Annotated in this window: 19 protein-coding genes and 1 tRNA gene; 5 read left to right on the top strand and 15 right to left on the bottom strand. The window is 66.2% G+C overall.

Annotated elements, in window-relative coordinates; all coding sequences use genetic code 11:
* Positions 1–21 precede the first annotated feature (21 nt).
* The 4 genes from R2N16_RS12295 to R2N16_RS12280 all read left to right on the top strand — a co-directional run bounded on the left by R2N16_RS12295 (position 22) and on the right by R2N16_RS12280 (position 5,359).
* Positions 22–1,974: a lytic transglycosylase domain-containing protein gene (locus R2N16_RS12295; RefSeq protein WP_316665975.1), complete on the top strand. Its 1,953-nt coding sequence runs from the start codon at positions 22–24 to the stop codon at positions 1,972–1,974.
* Between the two features lie 183 nt (positions 1,975–2,157).
* The gene (locus R2N16_RS12290; RefSeq protein WP_316665974.1) at positions 2,158–3,162 is read left to right on the top strand and encodes a complex I NDUFA9 subunit family protein; all 1,005 of its coding nucleotides are present in this window, start codon (positions 2,158–2,160) and stop codon (positions 3,160–3,162) included.
* A 224-nt stretch (positions 3,163–3,386) separates the two neighbouring features.
* Positions 3,387–4,076 (top strand): glutathione S-transferase family protein, encoded by a 690-nt coding sequence (locus R2N16_RS12285; protein ID WP_316665973.1) that lies wholly within the window; start codon positions 3,387–3,389, stop codon positions 4,074–4,076.
* A gap of 50 nt (positions 4,077–4,126) precedes the next feature.
* A complete protein-coding gene (locus R2N16_RS12280; protein ID WP_428984130.1) occupies positions 4,127–5,359 on the top strand; it encodes a multifunctional CCA addition/repair protein in 1,233 nt (410 codons plus the stop codon).
* A 32-nt stretch (positions 5,360–5,391) separates the two neighbouring features.
* Here the strand turns inward: R2N16_RS12280 and R2N16_RS12275 are convergent, their stop codons facing one another.
* From R2N16_RS12275 to def, 15 genes are all read right to left on the bottom strand, one after another.
* Entirely contained in the window at positions 5,392–6,297 is a 906-nt protein-coding gene (locus R2N16_RS12275; RefSeq protein WP_316665971.1) for a glutamate/aspartate ABC transporter substrate-binding protein, read from the bottom strand.
* 83 nt (positions 6,298–6,380) lie between these two features.
* Positions 6,381–7,217 carry a beta-keto acid cleavage family enzyme gene (locus R2N16_RS12270; RefSeq protein ID WP_316665970.1) on the bottom strand — a complete coding sequence of 279 codons (837 nt, stop codon included), beginning with the start codon at positions 7,215–7,217 and terminating at the stop codon, positions 6,381–6,383.
* Positions 7,211–8,566, bottom strand: a complete 1,356-nt coding sequence (locus tag R2N16_RS12265; protein WP_316665969.1) for an aspartate aminotransferase family protein — start codon at positions 8,564–8,566, stop codon at positions 7,211–7,213. Before R2N16_RS12265 ends, R2N16_RS12270 begins: the two co-directional genes overlap by 7 nt.
* A gap of 16 nt (positions 8,567–8,582) precedes the next feature.
* Positions 8,583–9,491, bottom strand: coding sequence for a MurR/RpiR family transcriptional regulator (locus R2N16_RS12260; RefSeq protein ID WP_316665968.1), 909 nt, complete (start codon positions 9,489–9,491; stop codon positions 8,583–8,585).
* 180 nt (positions 9,492–9,671) lie between these two features.
* Complete coding sequence (locus tag R2N16_RS12255; RefSeq protein WP_316665967.1) at positions 9,672–9,977, bottom strand: hypothetical protein; 306 nt, start codon at positions 9,975–9,977, stop codon at positions 9,672–9,674.
* Between the two features lie 287 nt (positions 9,978–10,264).
* A tRNA-Phe gene (locus tag R2N16_RS12250) sits at positions 10,265–10,340 on the bottom strand.
* A 68-nt stretch (positions 10,341–10,408) separates the two neighbouring features.
* Positions 10,409–11,122, bottom strand: coding sequence for a response regulator (locus R2N16_RS12245; protein WP_316665966.1), 714 nt, complete (start codon positions 11,120–11,122; stop codon positions 10,409–10,411).
* Positions 11,123–11,158: 36 nt separating this feature from the next.
* Positions 11,159–13,639 carry a sensor histidine kinase gene (locus R2N16_RS12240; RefSeq protein WP_316665965.1) on the bottom strand — a complete coding sequence of 827 codons (2,481 nt, stop codon included), beginning with the start codon at positions 13,637–13,639 and terminating at the stop codon, positions 11,159–11,161.
* Positions 13,636–14,400, bottom strand: a complete 765-nt coding sequence (locus R2N16_RS12235; protein ID WP_316665964.1) for a DUF4390 domain-containing protein — start codon at positions 14,398–14,400, stop codon at positions 13,636–13,638. Before R2N16_RS12235 ends, R2N16_RS12240 begins: the two co-directional genes overlap by 4 nt.
* A gap of 13 nt (positions 14,401–14,413) precedes the next feature.
* A complete protein-coding gene (rsmB, locus tag R2N16_RS12230) occupies positions 14,414–15,745 on the bottom strand; it encodes a 16S rRNA (cytosine(967)-C(5))-methyltransferase RsmB (RefSeq protein ID WP_316665963.1) in 1,332 nt (443 codons plus the stop codon).
* A gap of 103 nt (positions 15,746–15,848) precedes the next feature.
* Positions 15,849–16,709, bottom strand: a complete 861-nt coding sequence (gene htpX, locus R2N16_RS12225) for a zinc metalloprotease HtpX (RefSeq protein ID WP_316665962.1) — start codon at positions 16,707–16,709, stop codon at positions 15,849–15,851.
* Positions 16,710–16,829: 120 nt separating this feature from the next.
* Positions 16,830–17,486: a LysE family translocator gene (locus tag R2N16_RS12220; protein ID WP_316665961.1), complete on the bottom strand. Its 657-nt coding sequence runs from the start codon at positions 17,484–17,486 to the stop codon at positions 16,830–16,832.
* A gap of 31 nt (positions 17,487–17,517) precedes the next feature.
* Positions 17,518–18,501, bottom strand: a complete 984-nt coding sequence (gene fmt / locus R2N16_RS12215) for a methionyl-tRNA formyltransferase (protein WP_316665960.1) — start codon at positions 18,499–18,501, stop codon at positions 17,518–17,520.
* Between the two features lie 56 nt (positions 18,502–18,557).
* Positions 18,558–20,582, bottom strand: a complete 2,025-nt coding sequence (locus R2N16_RS12210) for an ArnT family glycosyltransferase (RefSeq protein ID WP_316665959.1) — start codon at positions 20,580–20,582, stop codon at positions 18,558–18,560.
* A 10-nt stretch (positions 20,583–20,592) separates the two neighbouring features.
* Positions 20,593–21,108, bottom strand: coding sequence for a peptide deformylase (gene def, locus R2N16_RS12205; protein ID WP_316665958.1), 516 nt, complete (start codon positions 21,106–21,108; stop codon positions 20,593–20,595).
* Positions 21,109–21,360: 252 nt separating this feature from the next.
* Here def and R2N16_RS12200 point away from each other — a divergent pair, with 252 nt between their 5' ends.
* Positions 21,361–22,548, top strand: coding sequence for a LysM peptidoglycan-binding domain-containing protein (locus R2N16_RS12200; RefSeq protein ID WP_316666327.1), 1,188 nt, complete (start codon positions 21,361–21,363; stop codon positions 22,546–22,548).
* Positions 22,549–22,562: the final 14 nt, after the last annotated feature.

The raw sequence follows: 22,562 nt of genomic DNA, 5'->3' as shown, positions 1-22,562 counted from the left end.
AGTGATTGGATGGGGCAGGAGATGACATTGAAGGCCAAGGCAGTATATCGCGCGGTCGCGCTGGCTTTTGCGGGCGTGGTGGGCATGAGTGTGGTCGGCCCGACGCCGTTGGCGGTGGCCGCCAAGCGCCAGGCGCCGCAAGGCATTCCGGCCAATCCGGACGATGCGTTTGTCGAGCTGCGCAACGCTGCGCGCCGCAACGATGTGTCGCGCAGCTGGGAGCTGGCCGACAGCCTCGCCGATTACCCGATCCAGTCTTACGTGCAGTATTTCCGCATCAAGCCGCAGCTGTTCGATGCCAGCGGCTATGCACGTACCGACGCACCGGAAGACGAGATCCGCCCGTTCCTGCAGCGCTACAAGGGCGAAGCGATTGCCGACCGGTTGCGCAACGACTGGCTGCTCGTGCTTGGCAAGAAGCGCGATTGGGCAACCTTCGATGCCGAATACCCCAACTTCGTCCTGAAGGACGATACGCAGGTCGAGTGCTATGCCCTGCTCTCGCGCGCGATGAAGGGCCAGAACGTGGCCGCCGATGCTCGCAACACGCTGTCGGACCCCAAGGGCTATGGCGAAGGCTGTGTCGACCTGATCGGCTATCTGGCGCAGTCGAAGCAGTTCACGCGTGCGGATGTGGCCTTTGCGGCTCGGCTGTCGCTTGAGCAGAACCTCGTCACGCAGGCCTCGCGCATTGCGGCGGTGCTGCCCGAGGGCGATCGCGTCGACAACGACACGCTGGCCAACGTGACGCGCATGGCGCGCAACGACCCGTCGCAGGCAACGGCGTATCTGCTGGCGCAAAGCGGCGGCCTGTCGCGCGAAGAACAGGGCGCGGGCTGGGGCGTGATCGGCCAGTACGCCGCCAAGAAGCAGACGCCCGATGCCTTGGATGCCTACCGCCGCCAGATGACGCTCGGCGGCGATGCCTACCTGTCGGATGATTCGCAGGAATGGCGTGTGCGCAGCGCCCTGCGCGCGGGTGACTGGAAGATGGTGCGCCAGGCCATTGAGAAAATGCGCCCGAGCCTGCGCGATCGTGATCCCGCCTGGGCGTACTGGTACGGCCGCGCGCTCAAAGCCGACAACCGCAACGACGAAGCCCGCCAGCAGTTCCAGTCGATTGCCGGGCAGTTCAACTTCTACGGCCAACTGGCACAGGAAGAACTCGGCCAGCGCATCACCGTGCCGCCGCGCACGACCGTGACCGACGCCGAGATCGACGTGATGGGCCGCAACCACCCAGGCTTTGGGCGTGCCAAGAAGCTGTACGACCTGAATCTGCGCTTCGAGGGCAACCGCGAGTGGAACTGGGAGCTGCGCAACATGAGCGACCGCGAACTGCTGGCCGCAGCGGAATATGGTCGCAAGCTTGGCTTGCTTGATCGCACCGTCAACTCGGCGGACAAGACCAAGACGGAGCACGACTTCTCGCTGCGCTTCCCGACACCGTACCTCAATGTGGTCCAACGCAACGCGGATGCCGTGGGCCTGGACATTGCCTGGGCCTACGGCCTGATCCGCCAGGAATCGCGCTTCATCATGGATGCGCGTTCGTCGGTGGGGGCCTCGGGCCTGATGCAGGTGATGCCGGAAACCGCCAAGCACATTGCCAAGAAGATCGGCCTGCCGGGGTTTCGCGTCTCGCAGATGAGCGACATCGATACCAACGTGCTGCTGGGTACGGCCTACCTGTCGATGATCCTGACCAACCTTGACAGCTCCATCACCCTGGCCACCGCCGGCTACAACGCGGGCCCGGGCCGCCCGAAACGCTGGCGCTCGACGCTCGCGCGCCCGGTGGAAGGCGCGATCTTCGCCGAGACGATCCCGTTCAACGAGACGCGCACGTATGTGAAAAACGTGCTGTCGAACGCGACGTACTACAGCGCGTTGCTGACCGGCCGTCCACAGTCGCTGAAGGACCGCCTGGGCAAGGTGGCGCCGGAATCCGTTACGCCGGACGACCTGCCGTAACTGCCGCATCGTCCTCCCGCTGTCACGCAACGCCCGCCGCAACGCGGGCGTTTTTCATGGGCGCGTGCGCTGGTTGGCGCACAGTAGTGCGGCGGGCAGCACGCCGCGCGTCGACATACCTTGGGGGCGATTGCATTCCGGATGTATTGTGGTGTTGCCCTTCCCGTCTTGGAGATGCCCCCCATGCAGCCCTCCAATCTGCTCGTCTTTGGCGGTACCGGTTTTATCGGTTCGCAATTGTTATCGCGGCTCGTGACGGAGACGTTTTCCGCGCCCGGCCTTCCCGAGGGCCGGATGATCGTGCCCACGCGCGATCCTGAGTCTGCCCGCGCGCACAGCCTCACGCTGCTGCCGCGTGTGGACGTGATGGATGCCGACATCTACGCCGACGACGCCCTCGAGGCACTCTTCCTCGCGCTCACCGAGCGCGGCGGCGAGCACTGTGCCGTCATCAACCTGGTCGGCACGCTGCAGGATGCGCGCGAGATGCCGTATGGCCCGCACTTCCAGCGCGTGCATGTCGACCTGCCCCGCCGCATCGTCGCCGCCTGCCGCCGCCATGGCGTGAACCGGCTGCTGCACATGAGCGCGTTGGGCGCCGACCCCGCGGGCCCCTCGATGTACCTGCGAAGCAAGGGCGACGGCGAGCGCGTGGTCATGAACAGCGATCTCGACTGGACGGTGTTTCGCCCCTCGGTGGTGTTCGGCCCGCAGGATCATTTCCTGAATCTGTTTGCGAGCATGCAGCGCATGGCGCCGTTCGTGCCGCTGGCCTGTGCCGATGCGCGCTTTCAGCCCGTGTATGTGGACGATGTGGCCGCCGCGTTCATCAACGCGCTCAAGAAGCCGGCGACGATCCGGCGCGCGTATCCGCTGGTCGGGCCGCGCGTCTACACGTTGGCGGAGCTGATGCGCTTTGCGGGGCGTGCCAGCGGCCACCCGCGCTGGATCGTGCCGCTTCCCGAAGGCCTGGGCCGCATGCAGGCCGCGCTACTCGAGCACCTGCCGGGGGCGCCGGTCTCACGGGACAACCTCGACTCCATGCGCGTGGACAGCGTCAGCATGGAACCGGTTGCGCCGGAACTCGGCATCCACCCGCTCGGCATGGAGGCGGTGATGCTGCCCGCGCTGGCCGGCCTTGGACCGGACCGAGGATTGCGTGCGGCACGCACACGGGTCCACCGCTAGACGCTACGGAAACCCGGGGTATTTGCCTCGTTTGTGAATCCGCTTCACAACCGTGGCCAATCCGTTTCATTTTGTGGCGGTGCAGCGCAAGGCTAGAATGATTCGTTCGCCTTCGCGCTGCCGCTCGCCGCTTCCGATACAACAAGACCAGAGCGCCCCGGCATTCCCGCGCGATGCTGGCGGGCTCCCACAACAATGCTGTGCACTCTCCAAGGACGGGAATCATGAAACTGGTCATCGGCAACAAGAACTATTCGTCGTGGTCGCTACGCCCGTGGCTGCTCGCCAAGCAGGCCGGTATTCCGTTCGAAGAGATCCGCGTGCGCCTGCAGAGTGAGACCTTTGCCGCCGACGTGGCACGTCATTCGCCGGCCGGCCGCGTGCCCGTGCTGGTGGACGGCGACATGAATGTGTGGGATTCGCTCGCCATCTGCGAGACGCTGGCCGAGCGCTTTCCGCGCGCGCAGCTGTGGCCGCAGGACCCGAAGGCGCGCGCGCACGCCCGCTCGATCTGCGCTGAAATGCACAGCGGCTTCACCAACCTGCGCAACAACATGCCGATGAACGTGACGGCCGTGCTGCCCGGCATGGGCTGGAACGTGGCCGTGCAGCGCGACATCGATCGCATTGCTGGCATGTGGACAGAGCTGCGCCAGAAATACGCATCGGAAGGTCCGTTCCTGTTCGGCCGCTTCACGGTGGCGGATGCGTTCTACGCGCCGGTGGTCAGCCGCTTCGCCACGTACGGTGTGCGTCTGCCGGAGGCCGCCAAGGCCTACGCCGATGACATCCTCAACCTGCCCGCCATGCAGGAGTGGATCGACGGTGCACGCGCCGAGCATGACTTCCTCGCCGATGACGAGCCGTACCGCACCGCGCCGGACGAAGACACGCTGGTCGCCGCCAATCAATGACGGAGCGCGCAACAAAGACCGAGGCCGTTGTCGATCCAGCCACGCACGGACTGGATGTGTATGCCGTGGGCGGCGCCATTCGTGATGCGCTGCTCGGGCTGCCGGTGCAAGATCAGGATTACGTGGTTGTCGGCGCCACGCCGCACGACATGGAAGCGCGTGGGTTCCGTGCCGTCGGCAAGGACTTTCCGGTGTTCCTGCACCCGGCAACGCATGCCGAATACGCGCTCGCTCGCACCGAGCGCAAGACGGCCGCCGGCTACAAGGGGTTCTCGGTCTACTACGCGCCGGACGTCACGCTCGAAGACGACCTCGTCCGCCGCGACCTGACCATCAACGCGATGGCACAAAGCGTGGCAGAAGACGGCGCACTGGTGGGTCCCGTCATCGATCCGTACGGTGGACAGGCCGACCTGGCCTCGCGCACGTTCCGGCATGTGTCCGATGCGTTCATGGAAGACCCGGTGCGCATCCTGCGCCTGGCGCGGTTTGCGGCGCGCTTTGCCGATTTTCATGTCGCGCCAGAAACCAACGCGTTGATGCAGCGCATGGTGCAGGCCGGCGAAGTCGATGCGCTGGTGCCCGAGCGCGTGTGGCAGGAAATCGCCCGCGGCCTGATGGAAGCCCATCCTCAGCGCATGTTCGCCGTGCTGCGCGACTGCGGTGCGCTGGTGCGCCTGCTGCCCGAACTTGACCGGCTGTGGGGCGTGCCGCAACGCGCCGACTACCACCCCGAAGTCGATACCGGCGTGCACACCATGATGGTGATCGAAATGGCCGCAGCGATGGCGACGTCGCTGCCGGTGCGCTTCGCCGCGCTGGTGCACGACCTCGGCAAGGGCACCACGCCAGACGACATCCTGCCGCGCCACATCGGCCACGAAGAGCGCAGCGTGCCGCTGATCGAAGCGGTGTGCCAACGCCTGCGCGTGCCGACCGATTGCCGCGAGCTGGCGCTGGTGGTTGCGCGCGAGCACGGCAACATCCACCGCTGCGATGGCTTTGATGCCGCAGCACTGGTGCGCCTGCTGGAGCGCTGCGATGCGCTGCGCAAGCCCGATCGTTTCCGTCAGGCCCTGCAGGCGTGCGAGGCGGACGCGCGCGGTCGTCTCGGGTTTGAAGATCGCAGCTATCCGCAGACGGAGCGTCTGCTGCGCGCGCTGGAGGCTGCGTCATCCATCGACGCGGGCGCCGTCGCCAAGCGCTATGCCGACAATCCGGCGCACATCAAACAAGCCGTGCATCAGGCCCGCATCGAGGCGGTCGCGCAGGCTGGCATCTAGGTGGCACCCAGGGCCGGCCATGCGGCCCGTGCTTACTCGAACGGCGTGTCGTTCGGGGTGGCGTACAGCGCCTTCAACTGATCGTTCATCGGGAAGTTGAAGTTCAGGTTCTTGGGCGGCACCGGCTTTTCAAACCACTTGGCGTAGAGCGTCTTGATCTCGCCGCTCTTCATCACGCCGATCATCGTGTCGTCCACCAGCGTCTTGAACTGAGGGTCGTCCTTGCGCAGCATGAAGCCGTAGGCCTCGAACGATTGCGGTGCGCCGGTCACGACCCAGTCGTCGGGCTTCTGTGCCAGCGTGCGCGCGCCGGCCAAAAGCACGTCGTCCATCATGAACGCCGCCACGCGGCCGCTCTGCAGCGTGAGGAACGATTCACCGTAATCCTTGCCGCTGATCAGGTTCATGTTCATCTTCTTCTCGTCGTTCATCTTGCGCAGGATGCGTTCGGACGTCGTGCCCGCGTTGGTGATGACCGACTTGCCCCGCAGGTCCGGGAAATCCTTCACGCCCGATTTCACGTTGGTCAGCAGGCGCGTGCCGGCGATGAAAAAGGTGGTCGAAAACGCCGTCTGCTGCTCGCGCGATTTCAGGTGCGTGGTCACGCCGCACTCCAGGTCCACCGAGCCGTTTTGTACCAGCGATGTCCGGTTCTGCGACGTCACCGGAATCTGCTTGACCTCCAGGTTGGGCTTGCCCGTCTTCTTCTTGACGGCGTCGATCACGCGGGAGCAGAGGTCTGCGGAGAAGCCGACGATCTCATTCTTGCTATCGCGGTAAGAAAACGGAATCGACGATTCGCGCACGCCGATCAGGATCGTGTTGTTGTCCTGGATCTTCTTGAGTGTGCCGTCGAGAGCCTGGGCGTGCGCGCTGATCGCGAGCAGGCTGGTCAGGGCCAGCGGGATGGATCGGATATAGCGGGTGGTCAAACGCATGCTTCCTCCAGTGGTTGTCGTGCGCGGCCTGTTGTGTTGCGGCCGTCTGTGCTTTGGCTTCGTGGTGATGAATGTGGAGCGTGTCAGCGTCCGAACCAGTGGCGCAGATCTGCGGCGCTGGCCAGCGGCCGATGCAGCGCGTCGAGGTGCCGTCGCAGGTTGGCGACGAGCGCCGCGTTGTCGGGCGCCGTGCTGCCGTCGGGCAGCGCCATGTTGTTTTCGAACCCCAGGCGCGCATGGCCGCCGAGCAGTGCTGCGCTGAGCGCGCATTCCGCTTCACGCGGGCCGAATGCGCACATCGCCCACGGCACGTTGGCGGTGAGGTCACCGCCGTCAGCCCACGCCTGCAGGAACGGCAACAGGTCGGACGGATCGGAACGCTGGCCCGTGCTGTAGCGGCCGAGCACGAACAGCACCCAGTGGGGTGTGTCGGGCAGCACGCCCCGCGCACGCAGGTCGCGGTAGCGCACCACGTCGTCGGCGGAATAGAGGATGTACTGGACGGCCGTGCGCGCGGCGGCAAGCTCACCCAAGAAACGCGCGGCTTGCGCTTCGTGCGCAGCATCGGGTGCCAGCTCGCGCAGCGCGGCGGAAATCGCTTCCGGCTGCAGCGCGCGCACCGATGCCATCTGCTGTTCGGGCGAGTAGATGCCGACGGCTTCGGTGGTGACTTGAATCACCAGCGCCTCGCCCACGGCTTGTTGTACGGCGGCGATGGCCGGGCGGTAGTCGTCCGGCTCCAGGCTGTGCATGCCGTCGGGACGGCGCACATGCAGATGCAGCATCGCAGCGCCGGCGTCCACGCATTGGCGTGCGCACGCGGCCAGTTCGTCGGGCGTGATCGGCAGTGCGGGGTGGTCGGCGTGCGTCTTGCGCGCGCCGTTGGGCGCCACGGCGATGGCGATGGGCTGGGTCACCATGCGGCCTCCAGTGAGGAGGCGGTGGCGGCGTCAACGGCATCGCCCAGGCGTTCGACGATGGCGTCGATGTCCTGCGCGCTGGCGATGAACGGCGGTGCCAGCAAGATGTGGTCGCCGCGCCGGCCGTCAATCGTGCCGCCCATCGGATAGACCATCAGGCCGCGCTGCATGGCTTCGGCCTTCACGCGTGCGTGCGTCTTGCGTGCAGGCGCCAGCGGCGCCTTGGTCGCGCGATCCGCCACCAGCTCCACGCCGACGAAGAGTCCGCGGCCGCGCACGTCACCCACGTGTGCGTGGTCGGCAAAGCGCGCACGCAGCGCCGCACGCAGTTGTTCGCCGCGCGCCTGCACGTTGGTGAGCAGGTTGTCTTCTGCGATCACCTTCTGGACTTCCAGTGCCGCCGCGCATGCCGTCGCGTGGCCAATGTAGGTGTGGCCATGCTGGAAGAAGCCGCTGCCGTTCGTGATCGCGTCGTAAATACGGCGATTCACCAGCGTCGCGCCGATCGGCTGATACCCGCCGCCCAGGCCCTTGGCAATGGTGACCATGTCAGGCACCACGCCGTCTTCCTCGCAGGCGAACAGGTAGCCGGTACGCCCCATGCCGGACATCACCTCATCGAGCAACAGCAGCACGCCGTGGCGGTCGCACACCGCGCGAATCTTGCGGAAGTAATCGCCCACCGGCGGCACCGCGCCGGCTGTGGCGCCCACCACCGTCTCGGCGACGAAGGCAGCGACATTTTCCGCGCCGAGTTCGATGATCTTCGCGTCCAGCTCATCGGCCAGACGCTGCACGTATTGCGCGTCGCTCTCACCATCCAGGCGCTCGCGATACGCAAAGCATGGCGATACATGGTGAGCAGGCACTAGCAGCGGCAGGAAGGGCTCTCGGCGCCATGCGTTACCGCCAATCGCCAGCGCGCCGAGCGTGTTGCCGTGATAGCTCTGGCGGCGCGCGATGAAGTACCGGCGCTGCTGCTGACCAACTTCAACGAAGTATTGGCGTGCGAGTTTTAGCGCGGCCTCAACCGCTTCGGAGCCGCCGGAGACGAAGTACACGTGATCCAGATCACCCGGCGCGGCAGCGGTCAGGCGCGCGGCCAGTTCTTCCGCCACGTCGGTCGTGAAGAACGACGTGTGCGCATACGCCAGCGCGCGCACCTGCTTGCAGATGGCGTCCACTACGCGCGGGTGGCCGTGGCCGAGACATGAAACGGCGGCACCGCCGCAGGCATCGAGATAGCGCTTGCCGTCGGAGTCGATGAGGGTCATGCCCTCGCCGCCGACAGCGGTGGGCAGCGTCTTGCGCGGGTCGCGGTGGAAGACGGAGGTGGCGGACGGTGTCATGGGCGGTCGGGAGGGGTCAACGTTGCGTGGGCGGCACGGCGACAGCCGCTTCACTGCGGCGGGCGTTGCGCACGTAGGCGGCTTGTTGCTTGAGCTGGGCGTCGCTGTCGGCCAGGTGGGCGAGCGCGGTTGGACCGGCGTGGCGGAACCATGTCATCAGCAGCGCATCGAGCAGCGCCAGCGGTGCGGCCAGCGAATGGAAGAACGACGGGATGACGACAGGCGCGACGAGCTGCTGCCACGCCAGCTCAGCGCCGGGGGCGATCGCGCTGTCGGTCACGTACACGAGGCGCGCACCGCGCGCATGAGCGTACTGCATCGCCTCGATGACCTCGCGCGTGTATGGATCGAACGTGACGGCCACCACGATGTCACCCTCGCCGCAAAAACGCAGCGGGTCGGCCAGCGTGTTGCCGCTGCCAGCGCAGAGCGTGACCTTGTCGTCGAACAGCTGGGCGGCGTAACCGAATGCATGCGTCAGCGCCAAGCAACTGCGCGCGCCCAGCAGATAGACCCGGCGCGCCTTGCAGAGGGCGGCGGCCACGGTGTCCAGCGTCCTAAGGTTGGCCGGTGAAAATGCCGTCTGCACGTGCGCGCCGATGGCCATGCCGATGCGCTCGGCCTCCGATGCACCTGCGGCATCGTTGCCTTCAAGCGCGCTGGCGCGGCCGGCAAACCCGTCGGCCTGCTGGCGCAGGTGGCTCACGCAGATGTCGCGCAGCGCGGCAAAGTCCTCAAAGCCCAGCGCGCGTGCCAGGCGCGAGAACGTGGCCGGCGGCAGATCGCAGCGGCGCGCCAGATCCCGCATCGAGAGCAGGGCGATGTCGCGCTGGTGCGTCTCAAGCAGCATAGCGGCGCGCTGCAATTGCGGAGACAGATCGCCGGCGCGGTCGCGCAGCGTCTGCATAAGCCCATCGAACGTCATGAGGTGATCGTGATGATTCAACTGTTTCGTAAACTACGAAACTGAAACAGTTGAGTCAAGGCCGGGTTCACCCTCGGGGCGGTGCACGCAAGCAAAACGGCCGCATCTCAGGGAGTGCGGCCGTGCCAGGCAAACAAAAACGGAGGCCGAAGCCTCCGTTGTGTATGTGATGCGTGTGTCTCAGGTTGCCGGTGTGTCGAGCTGTTCCATGCGGAGCTGGAAGAAGCCGGCGGCGATCAGGCCGAGCAGGCTCAGCGCCATGCTAGTGCAGGCCAGAATCATTACCGCGCCCAGCGACGAAACTCCGCTCATCAGGGGCGTGTGCATCAATGCCGACAAATTGCCGCCCACCCACATGGCCGCGATCAAGGCCATCAAACACGTCAGCGCTGCGGCATTGCGCAACCACGTCAACCGCGTCTTGCGGCTGATGCCGTCGAAAGCGTGGAAATGAAAGTGGTGGTGACCGGTGCCAACGAGTGCCATGGAGAATCTCCTTGTGCTTGCCGCTTGATAGCGTTGAGTCACTATACCGAGACCTGCGACAGTTTGGCGCAGTTTGCGTCGCTAGGTATACCCTAAGCTGCGCTGCGTCAAGAGCCTCTGGCACATTTTTTGTGAGTGCGACACTGCGCCGCAGATCCGCGGCTGGTGCGGCAAACAGGGAGATGGTGAGCGCGCAGGAATGGCGCCGCAGAAATGAAAAAAGACCTCGCGAAGAGGTCTTTTTTGTTGCCCTGCAAAATCGATCGATCTTGAAGTGCGAAGAATTTTGGTGGCCTGGGGCGGAATCGAACCACCGACACGCGGATTTTCAATCCGCTGCTCTACCAACTGAGCTACCGGGCCAAGCAAAGAAAGGCAAGTATGACAGGGTGAGTGCCCTGTCGTCAAGCACCTCCGAGCACTTTTGATGGTCAGGCGGCCGGTTCGCCCTTGTTGCGCGACAGTTCGACGCCCAGCTGCTTGAGCTTGCGGTACAGGTGGGTCCGCTCCAGGCCGGTCTTTTCTGCCACGCGCGTCATGCTGCCGCCTTCACGCTGCAGGTGGTATTCGAAGTAGGCGCGCTCAAACAGGTCGCGCGCTTCGCGCAGCGGCATGTCGAACGAGAACTGCATGCCGCCGCCTTCGGCTGCGCGGGTCGGCACGCCATTGATATCGGTGCGATCGAGCGCGGCAGGCGTACCCGCCACTGCGGCGTTGGGCACGGCGCCTGCGAGTCCCGCCGCCGGTGCGGCAGCCGGTGTCGCCGCGCGCGGCTTTTCCTTGCTGCGCGACAGGCCCTGCTCCACCGCCGTCAGCAGCTTCTGCAGTGCGATGGGCTTCTCCAGGAAATTCAGCGCGCCGATCTTGGTCGCCTCGACGGCGGTGTCGATGGTGGCGTGGCCCGACATCATGATGACGGGCATGGTCAGCAGACCTTGCGACGCCCATTCTTTGAGCAGCGTCACGCCGTCGGTATCCGGCATCCAGATATCGAGCAGGACGAGGTCGGGCGTTGCGTTCGCGCGGTATTCGCGCGCGCGCTGCGCGTTCTCGGCGACTTCAACAACGTGCCCTTCGTCTCCGAGGATTTCGGAGAGCAACTCCCGGATACCCATTTCGTCGTCGACAACGAGGATGGTGGCCATGCTTTTCCTCTATGTGCGGCGGGATTGCCGTCCGCGCTACGCGAGTTTTACGAACAGTATGGAAACCTGGGCGCCGACGGTGTCGGTACCCGATGTGCCCGATGTTGTGCTGGATTGGCGGTTGCGCAATTCGATGCGCGCCCCGTGCTCGTCCATGATTTTCTTCACCATGGCCAAGCCCAATCCCGTGCCCTTGGCTTTGGTCGTGACGTACGGCTCGAAGGCGCGGTTGAGGATGCGGGAAGAGAACCCGCCGCCGTTGTCCGCGATCGCAAGCCGCACGGCCTGCCGCCGCGCGCCCGAGGCGTCGTCGTATTCTACCGTGTCAGTTTGCAACATGACATGTGGAGCGGGTCGCCCGGCCGCTTCATTATCGGCCACGGCATCCTGCGCATTCTGCAGCAGGTTATGGATGACCTGGCGCAACTGCGTCGGGTCGCCCTTGATGAGCGGCAGATTGTCGCCCAGCTTGGCCTCGATGACGGGGTGATCGCGGCGGTCAGGGTGATCGATGCCGTACAGGTGCAGCACCTCGGCGGCAAGCGCGTTGAGGTCCAGCTCCTGCAGCATGGCCGGCGGCGTTCGGGCGTAGTCGCGGAAGTCATCGACCATGCGCTTCATCGCCGCCACCTGGTTGACGATGGTGGTGGCGCCGCGCCGCAGCACGTCGGCGTCGGCGTCCGACAGCTTGGGCGATAGCTTCATCTCCAGGCGCTCGGCCGAGAGCTGGATGGGCGTAAGCGGATTCTTGATCTCGTGCGCGAGGCGCCGCGCGACCTCGCCCCACGCGACCGAGCGCTGCGCCGAGATCACGTCGGAGATATCGTCGAACACCACCACGTAGCCGCGCTCGGTGCCGTGCGTGCCCGTCGATGGGCCGGGCAGGCGCGTGCCGCGCACCAGTAGCGTGAGGGGTTCGTCTTCGTCTTCGAGCGGAATCTCGACCTGCTTCTGCCAATGGGCTGCTGCGCCGCCGGCGGCTGTGCTCGCGTCTTGTTCGGCGAAGGCCTGTTCGACCACGGGGGCGAACGCGGCCACCGGCGTGATGCTGGTCAGCCCCTGGCCGACCCACGCGCCGAAAGGCTGTTTGAAGATGCGCTCGGCACCCGGGTTGGCAGTCAGCAGCACAAAGCGATGGTCGAACACGAAGACGCCCGCGGTCAGGTTGGTCAGCACGCTCTCAAGATAGGCCTTCGATTGCTCGAGTGCCGCGCGGTTTTGCTCCACGGCGCGGCGTGCGTCGGCCAGCTGCCGCGTCATCTGGTTGAACTGTTGGGTGAGCACACCCAGTTCGTCACGCGTATTCAGTTCCCGCTTGGGCGAGAGATCGCCCTCGGCCACTTCGCGCGTGCCTTGGAGCAGCATTAGCAGCGGCCGTGCCAGCTGCGCACCGAGCAGCAGCGCGAGCATCACCGCGATGAACACCGCCAGGAACAGCGTGAGCGTGAGGGTGCCGATGTACATCTTGCGCAGGCCCGTGCGGCCGAGCGCTTTCTCCTGGTATTCCTGATAGGCGCGCTGGACGGCGTCGGCATTGCGCGCAAGCGCCTGCGGCACCGGTTGCACGAGCTGCAGGAAGCGTTCGTCGCGGCCGCTCTCGCCGATCAGGCCGAAGCCGCGCGAGGTGCTGCTGCCATCTTCCGGCCGGCGGTCTGCCAGCAAACCGGTGCCGGCCCACTTGCGCGCCGGCGTGCCCAGCCCGAGACCCGGCTCTTCGCGGGACGACGTGCCCAGCGCCACCACCACATGCAGTTGGTACAGATCACTGCGGCGGCCGGTGTTGCGTGTCGCAGGTGTCGCAGGTGCTGAGGCGGCCGGCGCGGAGGCGCTATCGGTTTCGGTATCGCTGCCGCCTTCCAGGCTGGCATAGCCGCCCGGTGTGCGGGCCTGTTCGAGCACAGCTTGGTCGGGCAGGCTCGGGACGAGCGTGTCGTAGGTGTTTGACGCGGTGGCGATCACGCGGCCACTGGCCGTGAAGATGGTGGCCTCCTGTACGCCGAACTGCTCGCGCAATCGATTGAGCGTGATGGCCGTGGCCGAGGCGGACCCATCGCCCACCTGCTCCGCGATCAGGCGGCCCTTGTTCTGCAGATCGGCCAGCGCGGTGTCCATGGTGGAGCGGCCGAGGTTCAGGCCCGCCTCCAGCGCCGATTCGACCTTCACGTCGAACCACGACTCGATGCTGCGCGACACGAACTGCAGCGACACCAGATAGATCAGCACCCCCGGCAGCACACCCACCACGCCGAAAAACACGGCAAGCTTGGTCATCAACCGCGTGCCGAACTTGCCGCGCCGCGCGCGTAGCGCCAGCGCCAGCATCAGCCCGCCGATGATCACCACCAGCAGCACCCCGATGACGAGGTTGACCTTGTAGAGCAGGGTGAAATACCGGTCGAAGAACTCGGTGTTGGCCGAGGCGGCAGCCAGCAGCCCCACCAGCACGATCGCCAGAAAGACGATGGTGCCCGCCACCACCTGATAGAGCAGCCGCTTATAGCTGCGATCGAAGATCATTTGGCGGGTGCCAGCAGCGGGCCTGCGCTGGACGGGCCGGCGCTCATGCCCCAGCCAGGATTGGGCGACAGGCCCGACGCGCCGGAAGCCGGCGGCGAGGATGCCGGTGCGGTGGCCGGTGGCGCAACAGGCGCGGGCGCGGGCGCCGGCGGCGGCTCATTCGGCACCAGCAGGCTGAAGCGCTTCCATTCGGAGCTGAGATTCCAGTCGCGCGTGTTGACAGCGTTGATCTGGAACGGCTTGGGCAGCTGCGTCACGTCCAGGCGCATGCGCACTTCGGCCTGCACGGTTTCGCCGGCCTTGACGGCGCGCTGCTCGAACACGCGCCAACCACGCACGTGCTGCATGAAATCGACAGCGTCTTTCAGACGCGAGAACGGCACCTGCAGGCCGCCGGTCGATACGCGGTACTGGCGCGTGAGCGGGTGGTACGACAGCCGCACCACGCGCGTGGCGCTGATGGCATGGTCGTCAAACCAATACCAGCGCGGGCGGATCAGTTCGAATTCGACGAGGAAGTAGAGCGCGATCCCCTTGTTGACCGCGTCTTCGAGGTTGCTGGGCAGATCGAAATCGAAATCGGCCGAGAGGTTCCAGCCGCCGTCGGCGTATTCGAGCTGGGCTCGGTTGATTTCGATGGACTGTGCGGGCGCCGTGACGGGCCACCACAGGAACAGCATGCCCAATACGACCAGCCGTTGCAGAATCTGCCGGAACCGGGATTGCAGCAGCCGGATCGATGGGCGAAGGATGACAGTCACAACGGTCGGTGCATCAGGGCCGTTTCTGGAAAACCGCGTAAAAGAAGCCGTCGTGATCGAGCGGCAGGGGCGACGCGCCGGCGGTGAATCTGCTGGCCTGCGCTGCGTCGGGCGAGACCGGCAGCAACTGGCCGGGCGCGTGCAATCGTATCGCATCTTCCAGATGGCGTTCAAACCATCGGGCCTGGTCCTCACCTTCCGTCGGGAAAATCGAACAGGTGACATAAACCAGCTTGCCACCCGGCTTCAGGCATGCCCAGAGGGCGCGCACGATGTCTCGCTGCAGGCCGGCCAGCGCCTTGAGGTCGGCCGGCCGACGCAGCCAACGGATGTCCGGATGGCGTCGCACGATGCCGGCGGCCGAGCACGGCACATCGGCCAGGATGCGGTCGAACGGCTGGCCGTCCCACCAGGTGTCGGGTTTGGCCGCGTCGCCGATGCAGACGGTCGCGGTTTGGTGCAAGCGCGCGAGGTTTTCGCTGATACGCACGGCGCGCGCGGCATCCGACTCAAGCGCCGTCACGTCCAGGTGGTCTGCCAGCTCGAGCACATGCCCGGTCTTGCCGCCAGGTGCGGCGCAGGCGTCCAGCACGCGTTGCCCGGGCGCCACGTCGAGCAGCGTTGCGGCCAGTTGCGCACCCGCGTCCTGCACGGAGACATCGCCTTCGACAAAACCCGGCAGTTCGGAAACGGGGAGGGCGCGCGCAAGGCGTATGGCCTGTTCGCCGATGCGCTCGGCGTCGATGCCGGCTTCGGCCAGGCGAGCGAGATACGCGTCGAGGGCAATGCGGCGGGGGTTCACGCGCAGCACCATCGGTGGGCGGCGGTTGCCGGCTGCCAAGATGGTTTGCCACGCGTCGGGATAGGCGTTGCGTACGGCGTCGATCCACCACATCGGGTAGTTGGTGGCGGCCGACGGATCCGCCTGCATATCTGCGACCAGCGCAGTTTGCTCGCGCAGGAAGCGACGCAGCACGCCGTTGATCATGCCCTTGCCGTGCGAAAGCTTCGGGTCGGCCGAGGCGGCCGTGACGGTCTGATTGACGACGGTGAACGGCGCGTATGGCAGCGGATCGTCCAGCAATTGCGCGAGCGCTACGTGCAGCAGGTTGGCGGCGCCTTCGGCGGGCGGGCGCGGGATCAGCGTGCGGATCAGCCAGTCGGTGCTGCCAAGCCAGCGCGTGGCGCGGTACGCGAGATCCTGTACGGCGCCCCGCACCGGTGCGGGCTGGCCCTGGCACGCGGCATCGATGGCTTGGGGCAAAGCCGTGCCCTGCCGCAGCTTGCCCAGTGCAACAGCGGCAAGCGACAAGGCGTGGGCGAGGGAATCGGGCGGCAGGCGCATCGGGCAGCAGGAAAGCAGGCGAACAAAATGCAACGAGCCCGCGATGGGCGGGCTCGTGCGGACTGCGGAAGTATAAAGGAAGCGCCCGGCCGGGCTGCCGCTTTTACGTCGGATATTGCCCCGTCTGCGCCATCTGCATCAGGCGCGCGATGCGCTCCTCCGTGGCCGGGTGGGTGCTGAACAGGTTGGCCAGGCCGCCGCCGTGCAGCGGGTTCATGATCATCATTTGCGCGGTGGCCGGGTGGGCTTCGGCAGCGGCAAACGGAATGCCGGCCGCATAGCGGTGGATCTTGTCCAGCGCTGAGGCCAGCGCCTGCGGGTCGCCGCTGATGGTCGCGCCCCCGCGGTCGGCTTCGAACTCACGCGCGCGGGAAATCGCCATCTGGATCATGGCTGCCGCCAGCGGCGCCAGGATCGCCACCGCAATCCCGGCGATCGGGTTGGCCGGACGGCCTTCGCTGTCGCGCCCGCCAAAGAACACGGCAAAGTTGGCCAGCGCCGAGATCGCACCGGCCATCGTCGCCGAGATGGTCGAGATCAGGATGTCGCGGTGTTGCACGTGCGCCAGTTCGTGGGCCATCACGCCGCGCAGCTCGCGTTCCGACAGGATATTGAGGATGCCGGTCGTGGCCGCAACGGCGGCGTGCTCGGGGTTGCGGCCGGTGGCGAAGGCGTTGGGCTGCGCTTCGTCGATCAGGTAGACGCGCGGCATGGGCAGGCCGGCGCGGCCGGCAAGCTCGTGCACCATCCGATAGAACTGTGGCGCGCTGGTCTCGTTGACTTCCTGGGCGTTGTACATGCGCAGGACCAGCTTGTCGGAGAACCAGTACGAGAAGAAATTCATGCCCAGCGCGAACAGCAGCGCCAGCATCATCCCGCTGCGTCCGCCGATCATGCCGCCGATGACGATGAACAGCGCGGTGATCGCTGCCATCAGCATGAAGGTCTTGATCCAGTTGAACATGGGGGCGTGGCTCCTGTGGGTCTCGGGTTTTGTGAGTTGGTTAGATCGAGATAATCGCTGAAAATTCAAGGGTTTGCGCGGTACTTGCGCGATATTTCGCCGCAGATGACGCTTGACGCATCAACGGGTGGTGAACGCCAGCCGCGCGCCCAGGCCGATGAACGCGGTGCCGACCACCCGGTCGAGCCAACGCTTGATGCCCGGGTTGCCCGCCACGCTGCGCGTGACGCTGGCAGCCACCCACGCCACCAAGCTGTTCCAGATCGTCGACATGACGATGAACACCGCACCCAGCGCCAGGAATGCCAGCGCCTTGTGGCCGGCGTGCGGATCGACGAACTGCGGGAAGAACGACAGGAAGAACAGCACGACCTTCGGATTCAGCACGTTGGTAAGAAAACCCTGCGTGAACAGCGACTTGAGCGGACGCGCGCGCTTGGCGGCGAGGATTTTCGCTTCGTCGACCGGGGCGTCGTCGCGTTCGGGCGGCGCCAGCAACATGCGGCCGCCCAGGTAGATCAGGTACGCCGCGCCTACCACCTTGATGACCGTGAACGCCACGGTGGATGTCGCCAGCAGCGCCGTCAGCCCGAAGGCTACCGCCAGCACGTGCACGCAGCAGCCCGCCGAGACGCCCAGCGCCGACAGCAGCCCCGCCGCCCGTCCTTGCGAAACGCTGCGCCCGACGATATACGCCGTGTCGGGCCCTGGCGTCACATTCAGCAGAAACACAGCCAGCATGAAGAGCGGCAGATTGACGATGCCTAGCGCGGTCATGGCGAAATCCTCTTCTATATAGATAGGGCGGTTAGCCGCGCGACGCGAAGCGCTGGCCCGGCTGGATTGCCAGGCTCTGCAGGAATTCGCGTGCGGGCAGGCGCTTGCCGCCCGGCTTCTGCAACTGGGTCACGCGCAGCGCGCCGGCGCCGCAGGCGATGGTGATGCCGTTGGTGCCCGCGGCGAGCACCGTGCCGGGTTCGACATCTGCGGGCCGGTCGGCTAGCGCTTCCGCTTGCCAGAACTTGATCGTCACCCCATCCAGCGCAGCCGATGCGCCGGGAAACGGATTGAACGCATGCACCTGGCGCAGCAGCGCGGCGGCGTGGCGCGACCAGTCGAGCGCGGCTTCGTCCTTGGCGATTTTCTCTGCATACGTGACGCCTTCGGCCGGCTGCGGCGTAGCGTCCAGCTTGCCGTCTTGCGTCAACCTGGCGAGCGCCTCCACCACCATGCGTCCGCCCAGCGCGGCCAGCGTGTCGTGCAGCGTGCCGGTCGTGTCTGTCAGGCCGATGGGCACGCGCTCCATGGCAATCATGTCGCCGGTGTCCAGGCCCGCATCCATCTGCATGAGCGTGATGCCCGATTCGGCATCGCCCGCTTCGACAGCGCGATGGATGGGCGCGGCGCCACGCCAGCGCGGCAGCAGCGACGCGTGGATGTTGATGCAGCCAAAGCGCGGCAGGTCGAGTACTTCCTGCGGCAGGATCAGGCCATAGGCGGCAACGACCATCACGTCGGGGCGGGTGGCGGCCAGGGCGGCGATGGCTTCTGCGGCTTCCTGTGGATACTTGCCCGTCCGACGCAGCGACGGCGGCTGGAGGATCGGCGCGAACCCCTGCGTCACGGCGTACTGCTTGACGGGGCTCGACTGCAATTGCATGCCGCGCCCGGCCGGGCGATCCGGCTGGCTCAGCACGGCAACGACGGGAAAGCCGGCCTGGTGGATCGCCGCCAGGGCAATCTGCGCAAATTCAGGCGTGCCGGCGAACGCTACGCGAAGGGTGGACGTCATGGATGGAAACCGAAAACGAGGGGAAGCGCGCTACACGACAGCGTAGCGCATTGGGCTCAACGACGGCCGCGATGCGGGGTGTCGGTCAGCGGCACGATGGGCTCGGGCGACGGCAGCGCCTCGGACACGCCATTGCTGCGCCGCTGGAACAGCGAGAAGGTTTCGTTGGTGTCGCCCGGGCGGCTGCCGCGCCACACCATTTCCCAGTTGTTGCCGTGGGGGCGGCGTCGAGCGTGTTCCGGCCGTTTCTCGAGCACCAGTATCAGGTCGCAGGTACGTGCGGTCGGGTTGGGGCGGTGATCGTCGCCGGCGCCGCTGTGGCCCAGCAGCCATTTGACGGGGCGCACGCCCGTTTCGTAGTGCATCAGCGCGCGCTCGCTTTCGCCCATGCCACGCGTGGCCACGCAGATCTGCGCAGATTCGAGCACCGGCTTGATCGCCTGGAACAGCGGACGGTAGCTGCGGGCGTCGTCCACCCACGGCATCAGCAGGGTGCCGAGCAGGCCCCACACCATACCCAGGCCCGCCGCCCATGCCACCACGCCCGAGCGCGCCGGCCGCAGCCACACGCAGATCGCCCACAGTACCGTGATGCCTCCTGCCGCCAACACGGCGACCGGGTGGATCAGCATTTCATACGGCAACGGCAGCACGCGGCCCAGCATTTTGGCCAGCCAGCCCGGCAGCAATTGCCCGCCACTGGTAACGAGCGCGCCCCACACGGCCCAGACCACCAGCCCGAGCACCCCAAACAACGCCACCGCCGCGCCCCATGCACGCGCACGCCAAGCGGGTGCAATCAGCAGCAGCATCGGCGCACCCAGCAAGGCCAGCGCGGGTTGCAGCGGCATCAGATACACATCGCGCAGCACGGCCGAGCGCAGTACCACGGCAATCGTCGCCAGCACGAACAGCGCAACGACCAGGTGCCCCTGATACGGCAACAGCCACGCCGTACGCACCCCGTGCCCACGTTGCCGCACGAGCTTGTACAGCGACACGCCCAGCACGGCCAGCGCTGGCCATACCGCGGGCGTGCCGGTCAGGAAGATCGATCGGATGGTCGTCGTCAACGCCCCTTTCTCGCCGCCCAGATGTGAGAAGCCGAAGAAGCGGCCCAGGTTATTGACCCAGAACCATTCGATGAACAGGTCCGGCGATTCGCGCCAGAAGATGGCCGGCCAGATCACCAGCCAGGGCAGCGCAACCAGCACCGAGAGGCCATAGAAGCGCCATGCCTGGCGGTTGCGGAAATCCGGCAACAGTGCGATCGCCGCCAGCAGGGTGATCGCGAACAGCCCCGGCACGAGCACGCCCTTGCCCAGAAACGCGACCCCGATGCCCGTCCCGAACCACAGTGCGGGGCGCAGCACGTCGACGCCCTTTGCGCCCCCGGTTTCGCTTTCTTTGACGAAGCGCACGAGGCCGTACAGCGCGATCGCCGTGCCGGCCAGTTGCGGGACATCGGCAATGAACTTGTGGACATGCTCGACCAGCCCGATGCAGCCGGCAAACAGCAGCAGCGCGCCGAGTGCATAGTCGCGCAGCGCCGCCCCGCCGGCGTCGAGGCCGGCTTCGCGACGTGCGGCCAGCGTCAGTCCGGGCCGTCCGCGCGCGAGGTCTGCGCCGACGCGCAAGCGCCAGTCGCGCGCTTCGCTGCGCAGCAGGCGCGCCGTGCGCCAGACCGCCCAGCACGTCAGCGCCATCCAGAACAGTACGGCCACGCGCACGGCTTCGTGCGGCGGCATGTCGGGCAGCGCCAGCGCGGTCAGCGCGCCCGTCCAGTACATCAGCGGCGGCTTTTCGACGAACGGCTCGAAGGCGACGTTGGGGACGACCCAGTCGCCGCGCTCGATGATGTTGACGACGATGCCAAACGAATAGGGCTCGTCGGCCTTCCACGGTGCACGCCAGAACGTGCCCGCGACAAAATACGCGCACAGCATCAGCACGACGACGGCACGCCAATGCCGCACCAGCAGCGCAGGCAGGCGGCGCGGGCTGGCGTTCGTGCCTGCGTCAGCGGGAGCGATCGGCATCAGCGGGATGGAGCGAGGGTGCGCGTCGGCATCGGCAGGCATGGGAACACGTTCAACGCTGGGGCGCCGCGTCGCGTTGGTGCTTCTTGAGCTTGGAGCGGATGCGCGTTTGCTTGAGCGGCGAGAGGTATTCGACGAAGACCTTGCCCATCAGGTGATCCATCTCATGCTGGATGCACACCGCCAGCAGGTCGTCGGCCTCCAGCTCGAAGGTTTCGCCTTTCTCGTTCAGTGCGCGTACGCGCACGCGGGCCGGGCGGTCGACCTTGTCATAGATATCGGGCACCGACAGGCAGCCTTCGTCCCAGACCTTGTGCTCGTCACTCGCCCAGATGATCTCGGGGTTGATGAACACGCGCAGCTCGTCGCGCGACTCCGACACGTCGATGGTGATCACGCGCTCGTGCACGTCGACCTGCGTGGCGGCCAGGCCAACGCCCGGCGCCTCGTACATGGTCTCGGCCATGTCGGCCACCAGTTTGCGGATGCGGTCATCCACGGCGGCGACCGGTTTGGCGACTTTGTGCAGCCGCGGATCAGGGTATTGCAGGATATTCAGTAGGGCCATGATGCTTGGCAACAACGGTTGCAGAAGGCCACGCTAACGAGGGGTTGCCTTCAATTGCGATCGCTTGGAATGTCATGCAGAATCGGGGGCGCTATCCGCCACATGGCTTAGGAAAAAGCCTGACGAATGTTGGATGCCATACCCCTCTTGCTGCAGCGCAGAACTGCGTACAGCTGCGGCGGTGAGGCGTCGAACAGGCACGCGGACCACTCGCCGATTCTTCATAGAATAATGCGCCATCGTAACACACCGATGCTCTCTCAGCCCGCCATGCAAACTGCCACGAAAGCGCGCCAGCCTTACGTTTGCGCCCTATCGGCGGTTGCCGCGGCAGCGCTTTTCTGCATGGGCGCCGCGCACGCAGCCGAGCGCACTGTGACGCCGGCACAACAGGCGCAGGCCGCGACGGCTGCCCAAGCGGGCATCCCCGAATCCGAACTGTCCGCCACTGCGCCCGCGCAGTACACCGTGCGCCGTGGCGACACGCTGTGGGCAATCTCGGGCAAATACCTCAAGCGGCCCTATCGCTGGCCCGAACTGTGGGGCATGAACCGCGAGCAGATCCGCAACCCGCATCTGATCTATCCGGGCCAGATCCTGTATCTGCATCATGCCAATGGCCGCGCCTGGCTGTCGAGTTCGCCGGCGTCGGCGGATGGCAGTACGGTGCGCCTGTCGCCGCATACCCGCGTGTCGGGGCAGGATGGTGACGCCATCTCCAGCATTCCATCCGCCGCCATTGAGCCGTTCCTGACGCAGCCGATCGTGGTGGATGAGAAAACGCTGGCCACGCCGGCGCGCATCTTCTCGCTGCCCGAAGGCCGCGTCTATCTGGGCAGGGGCGAGAACGCCTACGCTCGCGGTCTCCCGGAAGGCGAAGGTGGCCAGGCCGGCACCGAATGGCAGGCGTATCGCCCGGTCCGGCCGCTCAAGGATCCGGTGACCGGCAACCTGCTCGGCTATGAAGCAGACTTCCTCGGCACACTGCGGGTGGTGCGCGCGGCCACCGGCCCGCAGGCGGTGACCAAGATGGAAGTGCTGTCGTCCAAGGAAGAAATGGGCGTCGGCTCGCAACTGATGCCACTGCCACCGCGCGTGCCGGTGCGCTATATGCCGCATGCACCGGAAGGCGACGTGCACGGCGCGGTCGCCAAGGTGACCGGTGGCGTGCGCTTTGGCGGCACCGACCAGGTGGTTGTGCTGAACATCGGTAGCCAGCAGGGGCTTGAGCCGGGTCACGTGCTTTCGCTGGCGCGCGCTGGCGCCGTCGTGAAGGACGCGACGGCCGGCAACGAGACCGTGCAACTGCCCGCCGAGCGTTACGGCCTGGCCTTCGTGTTCCGCGTGTTCCCGCACGTGGCCTATGCGCTGGTGACGGACGCATCGAACGCCGTGGAAGTGGGCGACAGCGTCAGCAACCCGATGTCGCCGCAACCCTGACCTACGCGCTACCG

Origin of the sequence: Ralstonia psammae (assembly GCF_958405935.1) — a bacterium.
Classification (GTDB): Bacteria; Pseudomonadota; Gammaproteobacteria; order Burkholderiales; family Burkholderiaceae; genus Ralstonia; species Ralstonia psammae.
This window is presented reverse-complemented; position numbering and strand designations above follow the sequence as displayed.